Below are 23460 nucleotides of genomic sequence, written 5' to 3'. Positions count from 1 at the left end.
AGTAAATTAATTCATTCTTTCATCGCTTTGTAGCAATGTCTCACACGTGCAAAAGCCGTGATATTGGCAAACACAGCAACAAAAGCGAGAGGAACAATCATAATCAGAATCGGTTCGAAAGCGGTGATGTCTTTGAAAACGCCACAGAACAAAGCTCCGAGACTGGTCAGCACTACACGCTCCGGACGTTGCATGAATCCTACTTTACATTCGATTCCCAACCCTTCGGCACGAGCACGCACGTAGCTTACCATCAGTGAGCCGATTAACGCTATGAAGGCAATAAGTGCATAGAGGAAATAGTCTTTCATTGACAAATAGTAACAGATACCGAAGAAGGTCATCAATTCACTGTAACGGTCGAGCACTGAATCGTAAAGCGCACCGAACTTGGAACTCATGTTACCCAGGCGAGCTACACGTCCGTCCATCATATCAAACAATCCGGCAAACAAAATCACACCGCCTGCCCAGCCGATAATGGCCAAATCATTTTGACCGCCATAAATGCCGGCATATACAAACATTCCTGCCGCTACTACATTCAGGATAAATCCGGTAGTGGTGATAAAGTTAGGAGTGATCCCTATTTTAATCATTCCGCGTATCAGGGGATTGATAATCTTATAAATCAACTGTTGTAAATAATCTCTGTAATTCATCTGTTTAAATCTGTTTATATCTATTTTTATCTAAATCTTCTGTTTTCTCAATCAGTTCTTTCAATCGATCTTTTCAATCTGTTTTTTCAGTTTCTTTTTCCGAATAAACTTCTTATATCTATATTCCGGTAGACAAAAAAGCGTTGCATATTATAATTCCAGAACAATGCTACGATGATTGCCACTACCACTTTAGGAATAATAAAGAAATCTCCGAAATACAGGCTAAGCGTATCACGTACCCAAGGAATCCTCGCTAATGATTCCGTCAGTGCATACGTGCCCCACGTGTTCAGCCAAACGCTGCAAATCCATACAAGGATAAATTTTACAGCCACATTCGTTTTCTTTCCTTTCGATTTAAAGGTCCATTTATAGTTGATTACACAATTGATGATTCCTCCATAGATAGCCCCCGCCAAGGTGGCATATACGTAGTAGACTTCGAAGAGCCTGACCAGAAGAATCGTAACAAGAAAGTCTGCAATAGTTGCCATTTGAGCAGAAAGCTGCGCCCTCAAGAACATGAAGAAACCACCCTTCTGGGAAATCATCCGTGCAACTCTTTTCAGCCAATCACCCATCTTGCTCCCACTAACAAAATAAAACTATACACTCCCGCCAAAACATCGTCCATCATCACACCAACTCCACCTTTCAGGCTTTCCATACGGCGTATGCCCAACGGCTTGGCTATATCAAAGATACGGAACAAGGCAAAAGCCGCAATCACGTACCAGAACCAACAGTCGTCATTGGGGACAGCCAATAACGGTATCCACACTCCTACCATCTCGTCCACTACCACGCGCGAAGGATCTTCCCCCCAATAAGTTTCCAACTTATCGGCAGCCCAAATACCAGCGAATGTAAATACAATCACCAAAACGGCGGTCAGCCATAATACAACAGGGAAAGGAAGAAGGAAATAAAATGCAATCCAAATGATAGAAGCCAGTAACGCCCCAGCCGTGCCGGGAGCAAAAGGAGAAAAACCGGAGCCAAAGCCCGTGCCTATAAAAACAGGTAGAAAGGGAGGACGCTTCATTTATTACTTATTACTAATTACAAACTACGAGTCGGTTGTGCCATAAGTTCCCAAACGTGATCGGGAATTTGTACAATACAAAAGTAAAAGTTGAGGTTGAGCATCCACCAGTCTTTATAGGATGGTAAATCTCAATCTCAACTTATTATTCGGGGTTACTGATTAAGCTAAATAATCAGGTTCTTTTTCACCAATCATGTTACGCAATGTCTGTTTTACCATTCTCCATTGTGTAAACAAGTCGTGTTCGGGCTGATGTTCGAAATCGTGCATCGGGCTCTTGCAGAAGAATGACAACCAAGTCTGGATGCCGCACATGCCTGCACGCATAGCCAAGTCACTGAACAACACAAGGTCAAGAGCGATAGGAGCTGCAAGGATAGAGTCGCGGCAAAGGAAGTTCACCTTGATTTCCATCGGATAACCCATCCATCCGAAGATGTCGATGTTGTCCCATGCTTCTTTGTTGTCTTTGCGAGGAGGATAGTAGTTGATACGTACTTTATGATAAACATCTCCATAGAGATCCGGGAATTTTTCGGGTTCAAAGATCGTATCGATTACAGACAGCTTGCTGACTTCTTTCGTCTTGAAGTTATCCGGATCATCGAGTACTTCACCGTCACGGTTACCGAGGATATTGGTAGAGAACCAACCGTTCACACCCAGCATACGGGTTTTGAACATCGGAGCTAATACAGTTTTCATCAGTGTCTGACCACTCTTGAAGTCTTTACCGGAGATAGGTACATTCTTTTGTTTAGAGAATTCCCACATAGCAGGAGTATCTACACATAAGTTAGGAGCACCCATTACGAACGGAGCGTCTTCTGCAATCGCAGCATACGCATAACACATACTCGGAGAAATCACTTCTGTGTTGTTTTCCTTCATTGCTTTCTCTAAAGCAGCGAGTGACATGTGTTCGTCAGACAACGGAATGTAGATTTCAGTACTTGCAGCCCAAAGCACAACGACACGTTCGCAGTTGTTAGCTGCCTTGAAGTCGCGGATATCCTGACGAAGTTGTTCTACCATTTCCCAACGGGTAGCAGCTTTCTTAACGTGCGTACCGTTCAGACGTTTTGCCCAGTTATGATCGAAAGCAGCCGGCATCGGCTTGATAGCTTCCAACTCTTCTTTCACTCCGTTCAGGTCTTTTTCTTTCAAAACCTCGGCGTACATAGCAGCTTCGTATGCGTTGTCCGGGAAAATATCCCATCCTCCGAAAACAATGTCTTCCAAATTCGTCAAAGGCACAACGTCCTTGATGAGTTTTTCTTCGTTGTTCTCCATGCGCATTGTGGCTAACTGTGTAATAGATCCTATCGGTTTTGCCAGTCCCTTACGAGAGGCTAGTGTACCTACAATCATCGTGGTAGCTACCGCACCACCCACTCCGACTACCAGTACGCCAAGACGCCCGGTAGCGGGTTTAATTTCTTGTTTCATTTCTATTCTATTAAAATTAAACTAAAATTGATGCAAAAATAAGATTAATTAATTACTAATACGGTCTTTATTTGTCATATAAACATTGCAATTAGCAGGATTTAACTTTTAAAAGGTCATGTGGAGACTTATTCTCAAGCCGGATTTGTCAATCCCGGGAGAATCACGATAAGTGAGCCTCCAGACATAGTCTAAACGTAACACCTTGAAAATGTTTTCGATACCGACACCCGCCTCCACGTAAGGTGTTTTTCCCATTGTTTGTGTGTGTTCTATCGGAAAAGCGAACAAACCGTCACTCAAAGCAGGGTTGTTTTTATCGCTCAAATGTCCATATAGACCCCGACAGGAAACTATTTCCCTCCATTTAAGTTTTTTCAACAACGGGACGCGGTTGAACAGCCATCCGTTGAGGAAATAAGTAACATCCCACGAGAAATATTCATCGTTCATAAACTCCATCGCATTCATCAACGAGTAGGATTCGGGTTGGATGGTATAAGAAAGGTTGGCATTAGGCATGATTAGCAACGGAAAAGGAACTTTGTCCCACACTTTTCCGGCTTTCAGGATAATGTCTGTATAGCCGAATGCGGAAAACCAGAAGCGTTTCTGAATACCGGCCTCGGTATGATTGTAGGTATAATCACTACCCAACACGTCTTTTCCGGCAAAGGTATGCGACAGGGTAAACACCGGTGCATCCAACGATACAGGGAAACGGTTCCATTGAGTCTGGAAGAATTTCTCGTTCGGAGCATAACGCAGTTTCAACTCTGCCGCAGTGATAGAGAAATCTTTGACCGGAGTGTACGCATCTCCTTCTTTTTTTAAGAAAGGAATCAGATAGGAGGACTCATCTTTTCGTGTACGTGCCGTCAACTGGAAAGAAAAACCGGAATAAAACTCATTGGTATAGGTCATCTCTGCTTGCCGGAAGTAGCCGATACGGTCGTCTTTCTCACGTTTCAAAGCCAGAAACACGTTGTCTTTACTTGTATACAGGTAGTTTTGCCCGTACTGGTTTACATCGGATTCGTAACGCAATTTCAGAGAATGGATCGGAAATTCATTAGCATATTCTTTTTTCTTCTTGAATGAATATTCCAGTTCCGCCAATCCTTTCACTCTTTCATCTTTAAAACCGTAGGCCACATATCCTTTGCCAAACAGGTGCGGATTGAGCCAGGCGGTTGTCATACCTCCGGCACGAATGCGGGGACCCTCCAATGTATTACCGCTGATGGTGGCATTCATCGGGCCGATATAAAAAAGAGGGGCTTCTTTAGAGGTAGGGATATATCCCGTAAAGAGAATGGAAAGCACTTTTTCGGTCCAGTAATATACCGGATAGCTGCGTAATTGCGTCATCAGGCGGTCTACCGAGTTTTCCTGTTGGGAGATAGCGGCTTGCGGGCGGTTCTCCGCCCAGAATGTTTCGGGACGAGACAGGGCTTCGGTTTCTTCAATAATGCGTTCGGGCTTGGTGAAAGCTTTGCCAGCTTCAGCAGTCGGGATAAAGGTGTAGTTGCTGTAATCTGCCACACGGCGGGCAAAAATACCGTCCTGCCCTTCGGTCAGTTTAAACTCAACAGTGATGCTTTCGTGGTCGAGCAAGCGTGTACCATCTTCGGCACGCTTGAATTCCTGCTCAAGCAACATATAATCCACAAAGTTCAGGTTTATCCTTTTGGGGAAATTAAATACGGCACGTTTGACAAAATAAGTAGAGTCGAGCACCACATACAGATGTCCGTTGAAACCGAAAGACTCGGAATTGAATGGTGTAAAAGCAAGGTCTACACAGGGTTCTCCGGCAATCTGTAAAGTATCCATCAGGTAATATTTATAGAAACCTGTGCCGATACGAGACAAAGGACTGACAAACTTGTTCGTGAACAGGGAGATATTATTTTCATAAATGTCTACGTCTTTAAAGACTTCATTGATGGCAGCCTGCATTCCTTGTTTGGAGAGAAACTCATCGACCCCGGCCTGTTTACGCCCTTTCACCCACTGCTTCTCGGAACGGGGAGATTTCCGGTAATAGTCTGTGGCAAGCAGTTCGCGAGCCGATACTGTCAGAATCGGTTTACCGGTGACGGTGGAAGTGTCTACGTATTCGGTAAGGAAATCAAATTTACGATACAGCCATTTCTTCTGTTTCTCTTCATCGAAATTGTTCAATGCGAAAGTGGTCTTTTCATAACGTTCGCGTTGCCAAAAGTCTTTTTCGTAGGGGGAATGGTTGTCACGGCTTTCAATCATGCGGCGCACAAATTCTACGGCCGGATTATCTTTCTTCCGATAGTGCTCGCGTTTGGGTTTTACCACTACTTCACCGAGGGCATATTCGGTAGGCGAAAGCGCCACTTTATACGATGCGTTATGGGCAGGACGAATGGAATGGATATAGTCATTATAACCGATTACAGAGATAACAAGCACTGCTTCGGAACGGTTGGTTTTGAAGTAGAAACGTCCGTCGCTTCCGGTAGTAGTTCCTTCTGTCGTGTCTTTTAAGCGTACAGATGCATAAGGCAGAGGTTCTTTCGTCAGAGAATCAGTCACCACACCTTGCACCACATACTGCGCACTTAGCGGAATACTGATAGCCAATAAAAGAAAGAGCGTCAATGTGCCTTTTTTCATTAATCTCATACCTTAAATCCTATTGAATTGAGCGGGGCAAAGGTATGAGTGATTTTAAGACAAAAAAAGGTCTATTTGATGGAAGAAATGTTCTTATTTGACACAATTAGGGGAAAATAATGCGGAACCGGGTCAGGCCATCGGCGTAGGTTCGCAAAGAGAATGTGCATCCGTGACGCATCAGGACTTCACGAATAAAGATAAGCCCGATTCCCTGACCGTTCGGTTTGGTGGAGAAGAAGGGGCTGAACAGTTTAGCTTCTGTTTCCTTGCTGATCCCCTTACCGTTATCTATCACTTCAACAGTGGCGGGAGACATAGTACGGACTATTATTTCTCCATCGGCTTCAATGCTTTCCACCGCATTTTTGATGATGTTTACGAGTACTTGTTCAAACAAAGCGGCATCCAGCATAACGTCTTTCATACTTTCATCTATTTCCATGCGGAGGACAATATGACGGTCATTACACATTCCTTCCATAAAGCGTTTGCAGGTGAAAACCAAATCATTCAGATTGATAGAAGAAAGTGTCGGTTCAGGGATTTTCACAACGTCAGCAAAACGGGTAATGAAACGACTCATCGAGAAACAACGGTCGGTACACACACGCATCACGTCGCAGATGTCGTCCATACCTTCTTCACAGGAAAGGGCTTGTTCTACCGTATCCAGTGTAGAAGTGATGCCGGCAGTTGTGTTGTTCACTTCGTGAGCAATCATGCGGATCACTTTCTCATAGGCTTTCTTTTCCGCTTTCATCACTTCGTCAGTAAGGGTTTCCACCAAGTAGAAAGGGTGCTGAAATCCACGGTCGATGAAAGAGGAATGAGTGCACCGGTAGATATTCGAGTCGTTCAGACGGACAGTAACCGTCTCTCCTTTCGGAAGGCTGGACAGTTCCACCGCCAACGGAGAATCAATTTCTTTCATCTTCTTGCCTTGTACATCTTCCAGACGAACGCCCAGCATCTTCAAAGCCATCGGATTCAGTTCCGCAAGGTCTTCATCAAGGGAGGTTATGATAACTCCCATCGGAGAAGCCTTAATCAGCAGATCGAGAAAGTTATTCTGCTCACGCAGACGGAGACGTTCATTCTTGAGCTGTTCCATCATACGGTTGAATATATTCACCACACGGTCGGCTTCATATTGTCCTACAGGACTAAGACGGCTACTGAAATCCTGCTCACGCAGCAGTTCCATACCGCTTCCGATGGTATTCAACGGTTTCACTATCTTACGATAGAAGAATGTCAGATAAAGCAGGATAAAAAGCACCAGCCCCTCTCCTATGTAGAAAAAGAGCGCGTTTATCTGACTGGAGAGATAGAGCAATATACTGCCCAATGCCAGCAACAGAATGACAAGTATGTAAAAAAGTCCTTTTATACGCACGTTTATCTGTAATTAACAGTTTGTTTTTATACTGTAATATTATATTTTTCGAGGCGTCGGTAAAGGGCGGCACGACTGATGCCTAATGCCGTAGCTACCTGACTAAGATTTCCTTTGCAGCGTTCCAAAGCCTGAAGAATGGTCTGACGTTCTATTTCGTCTAAAGTCATTCCGGCCAGTGCTGCGCCTTCGGCTACTTTTGCATCATCGTGACGGATGTACTGGGCGTCAAAATCGGAAGCATCGAGAAGCGGTTTGCCACTTACCAAAATAGTGCGTTCCACCAAATTCTTCAATTCACGGATATTCCCCGGATAAGGCAAACGGCTCAAGAATTGCAGGGCATCGGCAGAAAACTCCGTACGGGGCAATCCATTGGTTACAGCCTGGCGGTCAGCAAAATGACGTGCCAGCAAAGGAATATCCTCACGACGTTCGCGCAGAGCCGGCAGTTTCACCGTTATCAGATTGATACGGTAGAACAGGTCTTCACGGAAAGTACGCTCGCCCACCATCTTACGCAAATCGGCATTGGTGGCTGATACCACCCGAATATCCGTCTTGCGGGCGCGGCTGTCACCAAGCACTTCAAATGTTTGATCCTGCAATACGCGTAACAACTTCACCTGGCACGAAAGATCAAGATCACCGATCTCATCCAGAAAAATCGTTCCTTTGTTTGCCATCTCGAAACGTCCGATACGATCTGCGGAAGCATCGGTAAAAGCTCCTTTCTTGTGCCCGAACATCTCACTTTCAAACAGGCTTTGGGAAATTCCTCCGAGATTCACTTTCACAAAAGGATATTTGGCACGCTGACTGTTGATATGAATGGCTTCGGCTATCAGCTCCTTACCTGTTCCGCTTTCTCCTGTTATCAATACAGAAGCATTGGTCTTTGCTATGCGGGCAATGGTATTCAACACATCCATCAATCCCTGGCTACGCCCGATGATGTGGCTGCGGTCGAAAGACTCGCTCTGTTCCTGGGTTGTCTCCTGTGAGGTGGCGGAAAGTTCGAGTGCCGTTTCGATGCGTTGTAACAAGGCGGCATTATTCCATGGCTTCGTAATGAAATCAAAGGCTCCTGCCTGCATTCCTTGCACGGCAAGTTGGATACTTCCCCAAGCGGTCATTAAAATCACCGGTACTTCGGGACGGAATATTTTTACTTGTTTGAGCAGGGTTAAACCTTCCTCACCCGTTGTGGAAAGAGTGAAGTTCATATCCATCAGAATCAAATCCGGTGCTACGGAACGTACTACTTCCATTGCTTCCCGCGGACCGGGAACGGTCTGTGCTTCGTATCCTGCCCGTTTCAACATGAAGCTAAGCGAAGAACGCACTGCGCTGTCGTCGTCAATTATCAGAATCATAGTTTATGTTCTTTTTAATCATAGGTATTGTTTTACTGCTATGACTGTACAAAGCTACAAAAAAATAGCAACCGGCATCACTCTTCTCTTTTTTATTGCCGGATAATTTCATCAAAATCAGCTTCAAGTTCGGAGTTCGAACGAAAATCCCATAGCGTCAGACTGCGAATCTGATAATAGTAATACCAATAATAATAGAGTTCGGAAATATGTTTCTGTCTTGCCTCATCTTTAGAGTTCTGCGCATCATTCAGATCTAAGGTATTGATTTTGCCTATCAGGAAAGTTTCAATACTGGTTTTATAACGTTGCTGTGCAATTGCATCAGCTTCCTTCGCTATGTCCAACTGCTGCGCCTGATTATTAAAATGCTCCACCAACAGAAAGATATCCTGATTGAAGTTGATCTGTTCTTGGCGGATCTTTGAAAGCACTACATCCCGGTTACTCTTGGCTACCCGGACTTTTCCACGACGTTTTCCCCAATCGAGAATCGGAATCTTAACGCCTACCTGAACAATCTGATTATCCTGCAAGTTCCGGTAAACGGCAGGGAAGTTCCGGTTCTCGCCAGTATACCCCACGCTTGCAAATAAATCGACACTACGCAGATTTCCGCGTGCGGTGGCTACTTCATAATCGGCTTCCAACTGGCGACGACGGATATTCTGTGCAAACGAGTTACGTTCCAATGCTTTATTTAAAACCAGATTGTACTCCATCTTCGGACGGTCCACCGCCTCGGGGAGAACAGGATTTAGTATTTCATCTTCACCTACTCCCAAAAAAGCACGGAGCTGGAACATTTTGGCATTGAGGTCACTCTCTGCCTCTGTTAATGCTGCTTTCGCATTCAAGGCGGAAAGTTTGAGCTGTAAGAGTTCATTCTCGGAAATCTGTCCCATTTTACGTTTGGCAAGAGCCACTTCATAAAGGTGATCAGCATTTGTCAGGTTCTGTTTCGCTGTGCCGAGATTTTCTCTTGCCAGCAAGAGATTGAAGTAGTAAGTGATAGCACGCATTGTCACTTCTTCGGTAGCGGTGATAAAAGCAGCTTTTGCTTCGGCATAACGCACCGGTTCAATGCGCCTGTTCCATTTTATATTATTCACTCCAAAGATGGGTTGCGTGAGTTGTAAGGTGACAGGGACGGACATAAAGTGACGGTCACCTCCGGCTCCCAATTGTTTGATATAGTCGAGAGAAGAGGTCAACGAAAGTTTACCACCGGTGAGCCATATGTTCTGATCGATGGAAAGATCACCGGTCAGTCCTAAGGTGTTGTTACGGACGAAGCCGTAAGAGCCGTCCGAATTTTGATAAGAACTATATGATTTATTATAATTGGGCAGAGTTCCGGTCAGGTTGACTTCCGGCAGCAGATCGGCACGAAAAGTGCGATATTCCCAATAGGCTGTTTTCAACTCGTTTAAAGCAACGGCAGCATCCACAGATTGAGCACGTGCCATCGCAATGGCTTCACTTAAGGTGATCTCCCTTTCTTTCTGCGCCGACAATGCCAATGGCAGACAAGCGGCAACAAGAGCAAACAATATACGTTTCTTTTTCATTATGCACAGTATTTTCCTCCAACAGAGGATCAAACGATGTGCCAAAAAAGTAATGTTTTTATTTTCAATAGATTACAGAATAAGAAAAGTGTTCATTTTCGGACACTATGCCCACAAATGAACGTTCGATTATTCGCAGTAGTTAGGAAGGCGCACAGTGAACCGGGTACCTTTACCTACTTCGGAAGTGACGGAGATAACGCCATTCAGCCGTTCGATAATGGTTTGGCAAATACTTAATCCCAAACCCGCTCCTTGTGTGAAGTTATCGACTTTATAGAATCGTTCGAATATATGACGAATACCTTCTTCCGAAATACCTACTCCGGTATCTTCTACAAAGATACGGATGTATCCGGGATCTTCATCATTTTCATAGCCGAAGGTAATGAAACCGCTACTCGTAAACTTAGCAGCGTTATTAATCAGGTTATTCACCACTTGCTGCAAGCGGACGTTGTCCGTTGTCAGATATTTCTTATCGCTTTCGGGCATACGCAACACCAGTTCTACTCCCGGAGGCATATTCAGCCGTTGAGAATCGTGGACGGTCTTTAACAACAAAGACAGGTTATGCTCTGCAAACATAAATTCCATGGTTCCCGATTCGATACGTGACAAATCAAGAATATCATTAATCAAAGCCAGCAACAGACCACAATTCTTATTGATGGTTCCAATAAACTGGGTAATCTCTTCTCCCGTAAAGCCGCTCGTGTCGCTTAACAAATCAGAGAAACCTACAATTGCATTCAACGGAGTCCGAATCTCATGGCTCATGTTTGCAAGGAAGGCTGATTTCAGTTTGTCAGCCTGGAGAGCTTTATCACGCGCCTCTCTCATCTCTTGCTCGGCAGTCTTATATCGTTGGATACTCTGACAAACACCTAATATATTGTACAATGAATCTTGTGTCAGCCCTGTGATTACAGAAGAACGGTATTCCCACCATTCATACTCTCCACTAACATTCCGCTGACGGAAGTTCAGGCGGGTATTTGAATCTTCACCCGTCAATGCCCTATCAAACAGTGGACTAATTTCTTTCAAATCTTCAGGATGGATGGTACGATCCATTTCATCACGGGAAATCGTAGTAACCGTTTCATCATATCCAAGACGTTTCAGGAAACCTTGCGGGAAAATAAAACAGTTTGTTTCCATATCAAACTGCCACGGATAGATGGAACTCTCATCTACTGCCATATCAAAGAAACGCTTCTGCATTTCTTCATTCGAAATATTCCGTGCGGAAAGTGCCATACCGGTAATCGTATTCTTTGAACGGATCGGGACAATCTCCCCCGACACCGGAAAGTATTTATCACTATGCACTTCTTTCATGAAAGCTCCCTGCGGTATCTCCACACTTTCTCCTTTAACAGCTACCTGCTTCAACATGGAATGAAGAATATCCTGACCGTCATAATATATCTTGAAGATGCTGCCTGCCATCATTCCTTCATAAAAACGACCTCCCGACTCATACGGCAAATGAAGCATTTGTAATAAGGAACGATTTGTGAAATGGATGTGCAAATCGGTATCATACGTTATCACACCATCGCGGATGGAATGAAATACATTATCAAACTCATTACGCTGTTCCACAAGTTTGTTCTGCACGAGCAGACGGGTCTGTGCCTGAATCCGTCGTTTGGATTCACGTCGGTTGGCACGCATCAACCACACAATAGAAGCTATCAGCAATGCCAGGATAGACGGATAGAGCAGTATAAAAAGGTATTTATATTTCTCCCAATACGGTTCGTTAACGATGGTTCCGCTAGAGGCTACTTTATCGGGGTCAATATGAAAATAATCCAACTGTTTATAGTCATAGATGAATCCCTGTGTGATTTCTGTCACTCCTATGTCTTGAGGGGATGTACCTTTTAAGACTAAAGCAGCCCTTTGAGCTGCCGATAATGCCGAAGTATAGCTGTCGGCATCATAAGCGCCAAAAACTCCATTGGTCAATCCCACATTCTGGCTCGAAAAGACAGGAGCTTTTGAGTTTTTGCCAACAAATGAAAGGAAAGGCGACCATTTAGGAGCAACTACCAGACGTTCATAACTGTTACGAGGATAACAAATAGCGGCAATAATATGACTCGTTGTATAATTTTGAGTATTATAGACTTTCATTCTATAATCCGGATTATCTTTTTGAAAGATTTTCCACTCTTCTTCAAAATCTTCAAGGCCTTTGTTACTCAAAAAGCTGTTATCTATCACACAGACCACTTCTTTCCGCCGGGGAAATATCTTTTGCGCCTGACGCAATATGACATCAAAATCCGGATTGGCTGTGAACCCGCAAACATTGGGATGAGTAGCAAGCAGCTTCGTATCAGGATACTTAATGCCGAAAAACACGACCGGTATCTGCAAAGGCAACGAATCTCCACAGGCAAAAAGAGTATAGAAAGCTTCATCACTTGCTGTTATAATCAAATCGGTCTGCCTGTCACGGGCACGCTGACAAAAACGACGCATAATTACTTTTTCGGAGTTGAATGCCCAAAAATCGGCATCAAGATACTCCGTTGTTATATTCACCTTCAGGCCACTTTCTTTAAATCCTTTGACCAACCCCTGATTAAGATCACTATGCCAAGGAGTTTGTGAGGTGTATGACTGTATAAACAGGATATTGTATGTACGTTCCGCTGCTGCCGCCTGAATAAGAACAGCAAAAAACAGAACGATAAGCAAACAATAGTAGCGTCGATTCATATAATTAAAGCCTGCGGTGTTTTCAATATTATGCCGACAAAGATACGTTAATTATATTGAAAACAAACAGATAGCCCAAGTTTTTTATTCTTCGCGCAACGCCTCGGCAGGGTGTATGCGAATGGCCTGACGAGCAGGGAACCAAATGCCTATGAGAATCATTAAAGTCATCAAGAAATAGGTAATGGCAAATGTGATAAGAAAACGTACCACTCCCCATTCCAAATACCCTCCCGTCAAATCCAAATAGCCGATATTATAGCATATCACAGCAGCAGGCAAAGCGGCCAGCGTCAACAGTAATAATCCTTCTTTATTCAGCCGTTGCCAAAGCTGCATCCGGCTGGACCCAACTGCTATACGAAGCGCCGATTCAGCACGACGGTGCTGTGTACGAAACCAGAATGTGCCGACAATACCCAACAGGATATTAAGCAGTAAGAATCCCATCATCCAGAAACGTACTTGTACCTGATTGTAACTCCCTTGCTGGAAATCATTGCGTATCTCTTCGTAATCATGCACTTTCAGGATGAATAGGTTACCGACACTCAACTGACTGGCGGATAATTTCATCAAACGTTCCGGAAAGTCTGTGGAAGTTCCCGGTTTCACCCGCAAACAAACTTCCACATTGGAAGGATAAAACTCATCATCAAGTTCGGCCATTTCTTTTTCTGTAATGGCAACAGCTACATACCGGTCGCTATAATTAGCCCAGAAATCATTGTAACGCACTTTTGCCGATACACCTCCTATCTTGTACACTTCTGTAGAATCATCCACACTTACCAGATTCTTACCCAATAGTGTACGGTCTCCCTTATAATCAGGCCGCCAGAAGTTTTCACCCACTACGACATTACCATTCTTCAAAGCCTGTACCAATGGTTCATATCCACGTCCATCGGCACTCTGATAACGGAATACCTGAAAGAAATCAGGAGTCATCGCACGGTTCAGCGGATTACTAACCAATGTGTCAAGACGTACCATCATGCCGGAATTACTACCAATATAGGGACGTGCATTATTGGATATGGAAACAGCTTCCACCTCCGGCAACCGACGGAGACGATTGGTTAATTCGGTGATATCCTGTCCCAGCGTGGTATTCTTTTGCTCTTTCGAAAGATACGAGTCGCTCTTGTTGTTTTTCAGACTAAGTTCCAGATAGTAAGTATCGGTTATATCAAATCCTACCGGTTCGTAATAGGTACGAGCCGTCACATATGTCCAGTCGACCACATACCACAAGACCACAAAAACAATTAACAGTTCCGACCATAACCATCCGTTTGACCGGCGTTCATTCCATATTTGTTTTAATAGTTGCATTTTCTTTAGAATTAATGAGTTGAATGTGATTGGATTATCTTTCATTTATGGCGTCAACAATATTGGTGCGGGTTACTTTCCATGCCGGAATAGCCGCACTTAACAGATTGAGCAGGAAGCAGGCAAAGAATGCCAACAGGAATACGACAGGATCGAATAATAAGTCGATGCACATAGTCCGCCAATCTTCCACGCCATTAGATACGAAATCTACAGAGAAAAGCATTCCTCCCAAAAGGAAAGCGGCAACATAACTTAATACCAATCCGAGAATACCTCCGAAGAGAGAATAAAGCATATTTTCGGAAAGCACTTGCATCATAAGTTCACGTCTGGGTGCACCAAAGGCTTTTCGCACGCCTATTTCAGAGATACGCTTACGCATACGCGACAAAGTAAGTCCGGACAAGTTGACAGCAGGAACAAGTAACAGAACAAGCAGCGTCAAGATATATTGCCGGACGGCTTCTTTCACAGCCGGAGGATTATTGGCGGAGTACCGTTGCGCGGCTACAAAATAGGTGTCGGGTTGTCCACGATAAAGCAGATCGAAGTTGGGATGCCCAGCCATGAAAATGGCTCTTAGCCGATCCGCCTCCTGGTGAATCGCCGGAAAATCTTCTTTTGATTTGGCCAGAATGTAGACAGCAGTCATTCCCATGATATTTTCATCCCCCCAAGTGGTTGTGAAAGCATTTGTCGAACTTAAAGGAATCCAGACCTGTGCATAAGCATAATTCGCCAATTTAGATACCGGATGCACTACTCCACAAATAACATAAGCTGAATGATTCAGAAGAAAGGTTTTTCCAACTACTTCTGATATTCCGAACAAGCGGCGTGCCATGTCTTCGGAGATTACGGCTTTTGCCGCACCCGCATCAAAATCGGCATTATCATACGGTTTACCGGATATAAAATCAAACTCGAACACTTTCCAGAAAGCATCGTCTGTTTGCAACACACTACAACTCTCCATTTCGCCTGCCGGTTTGGCTGCCAACATTGTTTCCCGAAAAAAACTAGTGATGGAAACCGCTTCGGGAGTTTTCATTTCTTTGAAACAGGCTTTCGCTGTATTGTATCCGATAGGACCGTTACTCTGCCAGTTCACATTGGATTTGTTCTGAAGTCCGGCATACCGGAAAATGAGCATCCGGTCACGATGGGTCTCCGGTGCAAAAGGAGCGATTGTTGCACGTAAAGTGATGACAATTACCATAATCATAGCAATAGCCAAAGCTGTACCTATAATAGAAATAGAAGAAAGCAGTTTATTTTCCCTCAACAGATGGAACGCTTGTTTAAAGTAGAGTTTTATCATTATCATTTCAGTATAAAGTTCAGTATATTTCTTACTCATCTCTTAGTGCTTCGGCCGGTTGCACTTTCATTGATTGCAGAGCCGGATACGACACGCCAAGAATAATCATTATTGCCATCAAGAGAGATGTCAGTAAAATGGCTATCAGGAAACGGGATACTGTAAATGCCATTTGTGATATATCTACCAGCTCACTATATCCAATGTTGAATGCAATCAATACGGCAGGAAGAGCCGACATGCTTAACAGTAACAAACCTTCCGTAATCAAACGATAGAATATGTTTTTCCGGTTAGCTCCCATCGCCATGTGTAAAGCGACTTCTCCCCGGCGTTGCTGAGTACGGAACCAGAAAGTACCGATCACTCCCAGAAAGATATTCAACAACAGGAAAAAGAGAATACAGAACTGGGTGCGCAATTCATTATCATTGTCTATCTCACTGGCGGTCCGGACTTTGCTTAATGGGGTGACATCAAGTATATAAATATTCCCTACTTGATAGATACGGTCGGCATCATTCATAAGACGTTCTACAAACCCATTGTCTACGCCTTCTCGAACACGCAGGCTCAACTCAAGATAGGCTACATTTTCGACCGTTTCCATTTGTTCGTCAGAAAGATAAGTGCCGATATAGGTCCCGGTAAAAGGTTTTCCGGCAATATTATAATGATCGTAGCGAACAGGCTCCGTTAAAGCTGCAATACGAAGGTTAGTATCACTCGTGCGAACTTCTTTAGCCAAAAGGTCTTTTCCATGGAAAGTGGCATCCGGATAATAGTCTGCAACATCGACAGGAACGATTATCGTATTTTTCTCCAGAGCTTTCACCAGACTTTCATAACCGGAACCATCGATATTCCGAAAACGGAACACTTTATAATATTCAGGAGTTGCCCAACGATCCATCGTACTTATCCAAACCGTGTCATTATCCGGGAAGCGGAAACTCGCTCCACTGCACCCTTCATTATATGGAATACTGTTTTGAGAGATACAGACAGATTCGACCTCCGGATGACGGGACAAACGTCCGGCTATTTCCCTTAAAGCAGCCATATCATCTTTAACAGTCAGCTCCGGATTGAAATCGGTAGATTTATCGGTAAGACGATTCATGCGTAATACATACGTATTTTCTATATTAAAGCCCATTGGCTGATAATAAATATGCAAAGTGACATAAACCAGATCAACGATATACCACAAAACGACAAACACCAACAATAGCTCAATCCATAGAAAAGCATTGCTCCGGCGCTCATTATATATTTGTTTCAACAACTGTTTCATCATTTTATCTTTGGTTTATTGCATCTACAATGTTCATTCTCGATACTCTCCAGGCCGGAATACCGGCACTCAACAGGTTTAATAACAGACAGAAACAGAATGCTACAAGGAATATCAGCGGACTGAATAGCATATCAGTGGAAAGAGAAGTTTCCCCGGCAAGACCTGCATTCTCACTGTTACCGAAAAGGAATGAGTTTAACAGAAAAGTAGCTGAATAGCTCAATATCAGCCCCAGTACTCCTGCAAGCAGTGTCAATATCAGATTCTCCCAGAATACCTGTCGCAACAGTTCGTTGGCAGTAGCACCGAATGCTTTCCGGACACCGATTTCTGTCATACGTTTTCGCATACGGGATAAAGTCATGCTACTTAAGTTGATAGCCGGAACCAAAAGTAGAATTACAATGATAAGAACGAATCGCCTGACAATGTGTTTCATATCCAGGTCTGTCCCCCAATGACGATAAAGGTAAGCAAATTGAGTATCCGGCTGACCACGATAAACCAATTCCATATCCTTCAACTTACTATTGTAGACTTGACGATATTTTTCTACTTCAGCACGGATAGCCGGGAAATCGTCGGACGAACGTGCAAGGATGACCGCCCGCATAGGCCCCATCAGATTTTCTCTCCACGAGAAAGAAGCCAAATCTGTCGAAGTATAGGGAATCCAGACTTGTGCATAAGAAGCTGTCGCCAACTTTGATACGTCTTTCACTACTCCTGTAATGGCATAATCGGCTTTGTTTAATTGGATGGTACGTCCTGCCACGTCAGTTGTACCGAACAGACGACGTGCCACACTGGCAGAAACGACAGCCTTGGACAGCCCACTCTCAAAATCGGCTTTCGTGTATGGTTTGCCACACAAGAATTCAAAGCTAAAGACTTGCCAGAACGCTTCATCCGTCTCCATTTCATCTACACTCATCCTGCCTCCTCCGGGAAGAGAAGCGCGCATCTTATTATTAACGGAAGTAATGGTAACCGCTTCAGGTATTGTCAATGTCTTAAAGCATTCACGGGCAGTCGTGACAGACATCTGACTGCTGGCAGCATTATTGTGTTGCTCTTTATGCCGGGATGTCATTGCCTTGACATACAATGATCGTGAACGGTTAACCTCCGGCACGCAGTCTTTTATCCGTATCTGCAATGTCAGCACGATCACCATTATCATGCAAATAGCCAAAGCTGTACCTACCATACAGACAATACTAATAAGCCGGTTCTCCTTCAACTGGTAAAGAGCTTGCTTTATGTATTGCTTCCACATCTTCTTATTCTTTTTTTGATTTGATTTTACAGGAGTTCACAGAAGAATGTTCTACATTAGAAATTCCAACCTTTCTTTGTTACGTCTTTACATTTCAGGTTTTTGGAATTGATTTTGCCAACGCCATCCCGTTTAAAGAAAGCTGCATCCGCTTTACCGGACACGGTGATATTTCCTACTCCATCCACTTTGGCCTTGATAGTGGTGCAATCAACATTCAGCTTCATATTGCCTACTCCGTCAACATCAAGTTTCAATTCATCGCAATAAAGACTTTTCACGTTGCAGTTACCTACTCCATCAAGTTCGAAAGCTATATTTTTAAGTTTTAGTTCTTCTTTTGCATCGAAGTTTCCTACTCCGTCTATTTTCACTTTGCTCAAATCGGGAGCAGTGATATAGAAAGTCAGATTCTTGACATTCTTGGCATTTTTATCTTTATAAGAGATAACCAGAGTTCCATTTTTCACTGTTACCTTTGTCTTCTCTACAAATTCAGAAGGACCTTCCAGACGGCAGGCACATCCTGACGATTGAGTAAAAATAATATTCCCGACAGATTGCAGGTTTATGGCAGAAAACTCGTCCACATTATAATCTTTACTCACATTTTGTGCCGATAGTGAACAAAAAGCAACACTTAACAGGGCAGCTATTGCAACGATAAAAATATTCTTTGTCATGATGATTTTTAATTTAGAGATACATTAATCTATTTTTCTATTTAGTTCTAATTGTAAGAGGCCATTTCTATTGCACCTGGCGTCCATCGAAAAAACGAATAGTGCGTGAAGTCTGCTTCGCCTGTTCTTCATTATGGGTGACCATCACGATGGTGCGTCCGTCTTCCTTATTCAACCGGTGAAGCAGTTCCATTACTTCAGCTCCCATCTTTGAATCCAGATTACCAGTCGGCTCATCGGCAAGGATTATTTCGGGATTACCGATAATAGCACGGGCAATGGCTACACGCTGGCATTGCCCACCGGAAAGTTGTGTAGGAAAATGATTCATGCGATGGCTCAATCCAACCTTCTCTAATACTTCTTGTGCCAACCGTTTTCGTTCACTGCCAGCCATACGTCGATAAAGCAAAGGAAGTTCTACATTATCCATCACGTTCAACGAATTAATCAAGTGAAAAGACTGAAATACAAAACCGAGCGTTTTATTACGAAAAACCGCCAGTTCCTTGTCTTTCATTCCTTCAGTACGTATTCCGTTGATTTCCACCATCCCCATTGTAGGTGCATCAAGCAACCCCATAATGTTCAGTAAGGTGGATTTTCCACATCCGGAAGGTCCCATTATACTTAGAAATTCTCCACGTTCTACCGTCAGATTCACATTCTCCAATGCTACCGTTTCAATCTCGTCCGTACGATAAATCTTAGAAAGAGAGTTCAATGTTATCATAACTTCTAGTATTTAGTTTATTTAATTTTCAACTTATTCTTGTTCTTATAAGCACTCATATCGCTTACCACTACCTTATCACCCGGCTGCAATCCGCTCAACACTTCTACATATTCAAAATTAGAATCGCCTAACTGTATTTTACGTTTTACCAGTTCATTATCAGAATTACAAACAAAAAGTTCATATTCACCGCGTCCTACATAGAAAGAGCCATTAGCTACACGCATCACATCTTCCTTCACTGCATTCATCACATAAACATCTGTCTTCAATCCGGAACGCAAGCGACGGTGATTGTCCTCTTTCAACTGAACGGTAAATGATATCACACCATTCTTGGATAGCGGTGTAACACTACTAACTATTCCTTCCAGTTTGTCGCTTCCTATCTTTACAATTGCTTTTCCTCCGGCTGCTACACGGTCACCGTACGTATCTGCAATCTCACCTTCCACTTTAAAATGACTCAAATCAGAAATAATAGCCACCTGTCCGCCTTCGGAAATCTGTGCACCGATCTGGTTATTAATATAGGTAAGAATAGCTTTACGCGGGGAACGGATTTGTGCATCATCCAACGTACGTTTCTTTTCGGAAAGACTCTTGCGGAAGATATTAAAGTCAAGCTCCTGAACCTTCAGTTCGGCAGCAGCTACTTCCTTCTCATTTTTATATTGTTGCTGAAGTTGTTCGTACTCTAATTGAGCTACATTATAGCTCAATTCAGCTTGACGTACTTTGTCTGTTGTTCCTGCACCGAGACTGTCCAGATAGTGTTCATTTCTCAACTCCACTTTCATCCGGCTCAATTTCATTGCCGAAACTTTTATCTGCATTGCCATATCGGAAAGTTTCGTCTGATTATTGACGCGAAGCTGATCGAGCTTATACTGACGCATCTGTTCCTCGTCCAGCAACTTTTTATATTCAATTTCCGTACTCTGAAGGTCCAGTTTCAGAATCGGAGTACCTACGTCTACGCTATCTCCCCCTTTTTTATAGACTTCAATAATACGACTGTTGATCGGAGAATTGATAATTTCCTCAAAGGCAGGGACAACCTTACCGGAAGCACTGACACTTACCTCGATCACTCCTTTATCGACTGTGGAAAAGACAAGATCCTTTGCTTCCACTCCTGCCCTTAGTACAGATATAAGTACACCGATGGCAATCATACTTGCCACTCCAATGGATGAATAACGAATTATCTTCTTATTACGTTCTTTTTGACGTACTTCTTTAGGAATTTCTCTGTCCATATCTGATCATTTACTATTTTATGATGTATCAATTCGGTACTTTATATACCAAATCTGTGCCAAAACCGTAAATGATTGATAAATAGAAGATAACAAAAAACACAGGGTGTCCGATATCGGACACCCTGTACGAATTTACCGTTCAGAATAAAATCTATCATCCTGCCGACAGGAGGTCTGTCTACTTGGATGATGATGTAATAGAGGGGTTCTTTTCCTCTTGTACTTGTTCTTTTCCCCAATGCGTAGTCTCTTCCAGCTTTTCACGATCACGAATCTCTTTTGCTTTACGGGCGTAGACAATCATACGCATAGACTGATCGTAAGTGAAATAATTCCATACCCAATTCAAGAGTACAATAACCTTATTACGTACCCCAAGAATAGAGCGCAGATGAACAACCAACCACATCACCCAGGCAAACCATCCCTGCATTTTTACTTTACTAAACTCTGCCACGGCACGATTACGTCCTACAGTCGCCATCGACCCCAGATTACGATAATGGAAAGGTTTCATTTCCCGTCCTTTCTCCATACGAATCAGATTCTTTGCCAGCAGTTCTCCTTGCTGAATAGCGACTTGCGCCAATTGAGGATGTCCGTTCGGATAATCTTCATCAGCAACCTGAATACATTGGTCACCAATAGCAAACACATTGCTCATTCCCTCCACACGGTTGAACGAATCAACTTTAATACGTCCGCCACGTCCTATCAACGAAGGATCCATGTTGCCGATAGTCACTCCGGTAACACCACTTACCCAAATAAAAGTGCGCGTAGCAATCTCCGTACCATCTTCGAGTACCACTTTATGGTCACGATAGTCCACAACACGTTTATTCAACAGGATATTTACCCCCATTTCACGGAGAAACTGTTCGGCATGAACGGAAGATTCTTCCGACATTCCGGCAAGCAGTCGCGGCCCGGCCTCAATCAGATATATATGCATCAAGCTACTCGGCATATCAGGATAATCTTTTGGCAGGACGAATTTCTTCATTTCGGAAAGTATTCCGGCTACCTCTATTCCGGTTGCTCCACCTCCCACAATAACGATATTCATCAACTCCTGTTGCTCCTGTTTGGTTGAGCAAGTTAAGGCACGTTCCAGATTGGCAAGAAGAGCATTTCTCAGCCCCATTGCTTCCGAAACGTTTTTCATCGGCATGGCTTCTTCTTCAATATGTTTATTACCGAAAAAGTTGGTTGTAGTTCCTGCAGCCAACACCAGATAATCATATTCTGCTTTTCCGATGGAAGTCTGTATCATATTCTTTTCCGGGAAAATGGCACGTACTTCTGCCATACGGAAATAGAAATCTTTCCGGCGCTGGAATATTTTACGAAAAGGGAAAGATATGGAAGTTGGTTCCATACCGGCCGAAGCCACCTGATAAATCAAAGGGGGAAACTGATGATAGTTGTTCTTATCTATCAATACAACTTGGAAGCCTGACTTTTTCAGCTTGTTAGCCAATTTCAAGCCACCGAAACCACCGCCTACTATAACGACACGTTTCTTATTATTTTTTGCAATGTTAAGACTCATATTACAATCATGTTTTATCAAGAATAATAACACATGAATGAACCATTAAGTTTTCGAAATGCAAAACTTTTACGAAGAAAGAAAAAAAGCCGGATTTATTCATCGGTGGCGAACAAAAAAACACTCTATATGTGTCCCTACCGCAGGCGCAATCTATCTCCGATTTCAGGAACATATTCGCCGTCCTTACGATTCATCTTATAAAGATTTTTGAGGCGGATACCATATTTTTGAGAGATACCATGCATAGAATCTCCATCTTTCACAATGTATACGGTATAAGGTTTGGAAGCCTTTTTCTTCTTGCTCTTCAGATAGATGATATCTCCCTCTACTAACGTATAATCGCGCTGCAGATCGTTATACTTCACCAGTTTCTTCCAACTAATGTCAAATTCGTTACCTAAATCTTTAAAGGTATCACCGTTGCGGGCTACAACATAGGCTATATCATTAGCAATATATACCTGATGCGGACTCATCAACCAAGGATTCTTTCTCAGTTTCCGTTCCGAGTATACACCTTTACGGTCATATTTATACAGATCATAATCTTCGATAATCGTAATCAGACGGTTAGCATAGGACGGATCTGTGGCGTATCCAGCTTTTTTCAGTCCACGGGCCCATCCTTTATAGTCTGTGATATCCAGTTTGAAAAGAAAGGCATAACGGGCACCTCTTCTAAGGAAGTCAGAATGATCTTCGTAAGAATCACGAGGATGGCTATAGGCACGGAAACATTCGTTGCGTGCATCATCATCGTGACGAACGGTACGCCCCCGCCAACTACTTCCACACTTAATACCAAAATGATTGTTGCTCTTTCGTGCCAACTGACTGTATCCGGCACCGCTTTCCAGCAATCCCTGCGCCAACGTGATACTGGCCGGAATTTTATGAAGCTTCATCTGTTCAACAGCCAGATCACTATACTTATTTATATATTCGATGTAACGGGCATTCCGTTTCTGTGCCTGCACTCCTACGGCAAAGAAGAAAACAACAGTTAAAAAGATAAGTCTATACAGTTTATTCTCCATTTTAGTTCAGATGTGGATTAGATGGCACAAAAATCCGA

General features: G+C 43.4%; 18 protein-coding genes. All 18 read right to left on the bottom strand.

Going from position 1 to position 23460, the window contains the following annotated elements:
- Positions 1 to 11: 11 nt before the first annotated feature.
- Positions 12 to 662: a CDP-alcohol phosphatidyltransferase family protein gene (locus I2I13_RS10345; RefSeq protein ID WP_148364837.1), complete on the bottom strand. Its 651-nt coding sequence runs from the start codon at positions 660 to 662 to the stop codon at positions 12 to 14.
- Positions 663 to 748: 86 nt separating this feature from the next.
- Positions 749 to 1216 carry a GtrA family protein gene (locus tag I2I13_RS10340; protein ID WP_148364836.1) on the bottom strand — a complete coding sequence of 156 codons (468 nt, stop codon included), beginning with the start codon at positions 1214 to 1216 and terminating at the stop codon, positions 749 to 751.
- 14 nt (positions 1217 to 1230) lie between these two features.
- A complete protein-coding gene (locus I2I13_RS10335) occupies positions 1231 to 1710 on the bottom strand; it encodes a phosphatidylglycerophosphatase A (protein WP_148364835.1) in 480 nt (159 codons plus the stop codon).
- 162 nt (positions 1711 to 1872) lie between these two features.
- Positions 1873 to 3162 carry an inositol-3-phosphate synthase gene (locus I2I13_RS10330; RefSeq protein WP_148364834.1) on the bottom strand — a complete coding sequence of 430 codons (1290 nt, stop codon included), beginning with the start codon at positions 3160 to 3162 and terminating at the stop codon, positions 1873 to 1875.
- 108 nt (positions 3163 to 3270) lie between these two features.
- A complete protein-coding gene (locus tag I2I13_RS10325) occupies positions 3271 to 5823 on the bottom strand; it encodes a DUF5686 and carboxypeptidase-like regulatory domain-containing protein (RefSeq protein WP_195649430.1) in 2553 nt (850 codons plus the stop codon).
- Positions 5824 to 5920: 97 nt separating this feature from the next.
- Entirely contained in the window at positions 5921 to 7213 is a 1293-nt protein-coding gene (locus tag I2I13_RS10320; RefSeq protein WP_195649429.1) for a PAS domain-containing sensor histidine kinase, read from the bottom strand.
- A gap of 26 nt (positions 7214 to 7239) precedes the next feature.
- Complete coding sequence (locus I2I13_RS10315) at positions 7240 to 8589, bottom strand: sigma-54 dependent transcriptional regulator (RefSeq protein ID WP_148364832.1); 1350 nt, start codon at positions 8587 to 8589, stop codon at positions 7240 to 7242.
- Positions 8590 to 8681: 92 nt separating this feature from the next.
- Positions 8682 to 10160: a TolC family protein gene (locus tag I2I13_RS10310; RefSeq protein WP_195649428.1), complete on the bottom strand. Its 1479-nt coding sequence runs from the start codon at positions 10158 to 10160 to the stop codon at positions 8682 to 8684.
- Between the two features lie 129 nt (positions 10161 to 10289).
- Positions 10290 to 12899: a HAMP domain-containing sensor histidine kinase gene (locus tag I2I13_RS10305; protein WP_195649427.1), complete on the bottom strand. Its 2610-nt coding sequence runs from the start codon at positions 12897 to 12899 to the stop codon at positions 10290 to 10292.
- A gap of 84 nt (positions 12900 to 12983) precedes the next feature.
- Positions 12984 to 14237 (bottom strand): ABC transporter permease, encoded by a 1254-nt coding sequence (locus I2I13_RS10300; protein WP_195649426.1) that lies wholly within the window; start codon positions 14235 to 14237, stop codon positions 12984 to 12986.
- A 34-nt stretch (positions 14238 to 14271) separates the two neighbouring features.
- Positions 14272 to 15561: an ABC transporter permease gene (locus I2I13_RS10295; protein WP_195649485.1), complete on the bottom strand. Its 1290-nt coding sequence runs from the start codon at positions 15559 to 15561 to the stop codon at positions 14272 to 14274.
- 31 nt (positions 15562 to 15592) lie between these two features.
- The gene (locus I2I13_RS10290; protein WP_195649425.1) at positions 15593 to 16861 is read right to left on the bottom strand and encodes an ABC transporter permease; all 1269 of its coding nucleotides are present in this window, start codon (positions 16859 to 16861) and stop codon (positions 15593 to 15595) included.
- Between the two features lies 1 nt (position 16862).
- Positions 16863 to 18140, bottom strand: coding sequence for an ABC transporter permease (locus tag I2I13_RS10285; RefSeq protein ID WP_195649424.1), 1278 nt, complete (start codon positions 18138 to 18140; stop codon positions 16863 to 16865).
- 56 nt (positions 18141 to 18196) lie between these two features.
- Positions 18197 to 18823 (bottom strand): GIN domain-containing protein, encoded by a 627-nt coding sequence (locus tag I2I13_RS10280; RefSeq protein ID WP_148364826.1) that lies wholly within the window; start codon positions 18821 to 18823, stop codon positions 18197 to 18199.
- A gap of 67 nt (positions 18824 to 18890) precedes the next feature.
- Positions 18891 to 19556 (bottom strand): ABC transporter ATP-binding protein, encoded by a 666-nt coding sequence (locus I2I13_RS10275; RefSeq protein WP_008999908.1) that lies wholly within the window; start codon positions 19554 to 19556, stop codon positions 18891 to 18893.
- 17 nt (positions 19557 to 19573) lie between these two features.
- On the bottom strand, positions 19574 to 20821 hold the full coding sequence (locus tag I2I13_RS10270; protein WP_148364825.1) for an efflux RND transporter periplasmic adaptor subunit: 1248 nt from the start codon (positions 20819 to 20821) through the stop codon (positions 19574 to 19576).
- Between the two features lie 181 nt (positions 20822 to 21002).
- On the bottom strand, positions 21003 to 22379 hold the full coding sequence (locus I2I13_RS10265) for an NAD(P)/FAD-dependent oxidoreductase (protein WP_195649423.1): 1377 nt from the start codon (positions 22377 to 22379) through the stop codon (positions 21003 to 21005).
- A gap of 137 nt (positions 22380 to 22516) precedes the next feature.
- Positions 22517 to 23422, bottom strand: coding sequence for a glucosaminidase domain-containing protein (locus tag I2I13_RS10260; protein WP_148364823.1), 906 nt, complete (start codon positions 23420 to 23422; stop codon positions 22517 to 22519).
- Positions 23423 to 23460: the final 38 nt, after the last annotated feature.

Origin of the sequence: Bacteroides sp. D55t1_190419_B8, assembly GCF_015558905.1 — a bacterium.
Classification (GTDB): Bacteria; Bacteroidota; Bacteroidia; order Bacteroidales; family Bacteroidaceae; genus Bacteroides; species Bacteroides vicugnae.
The sequence above is the reverse complement of the archived record's forward strand: the minus strand, read 5'-3'. Positions and strand labels throughout refer to the sequence as shown.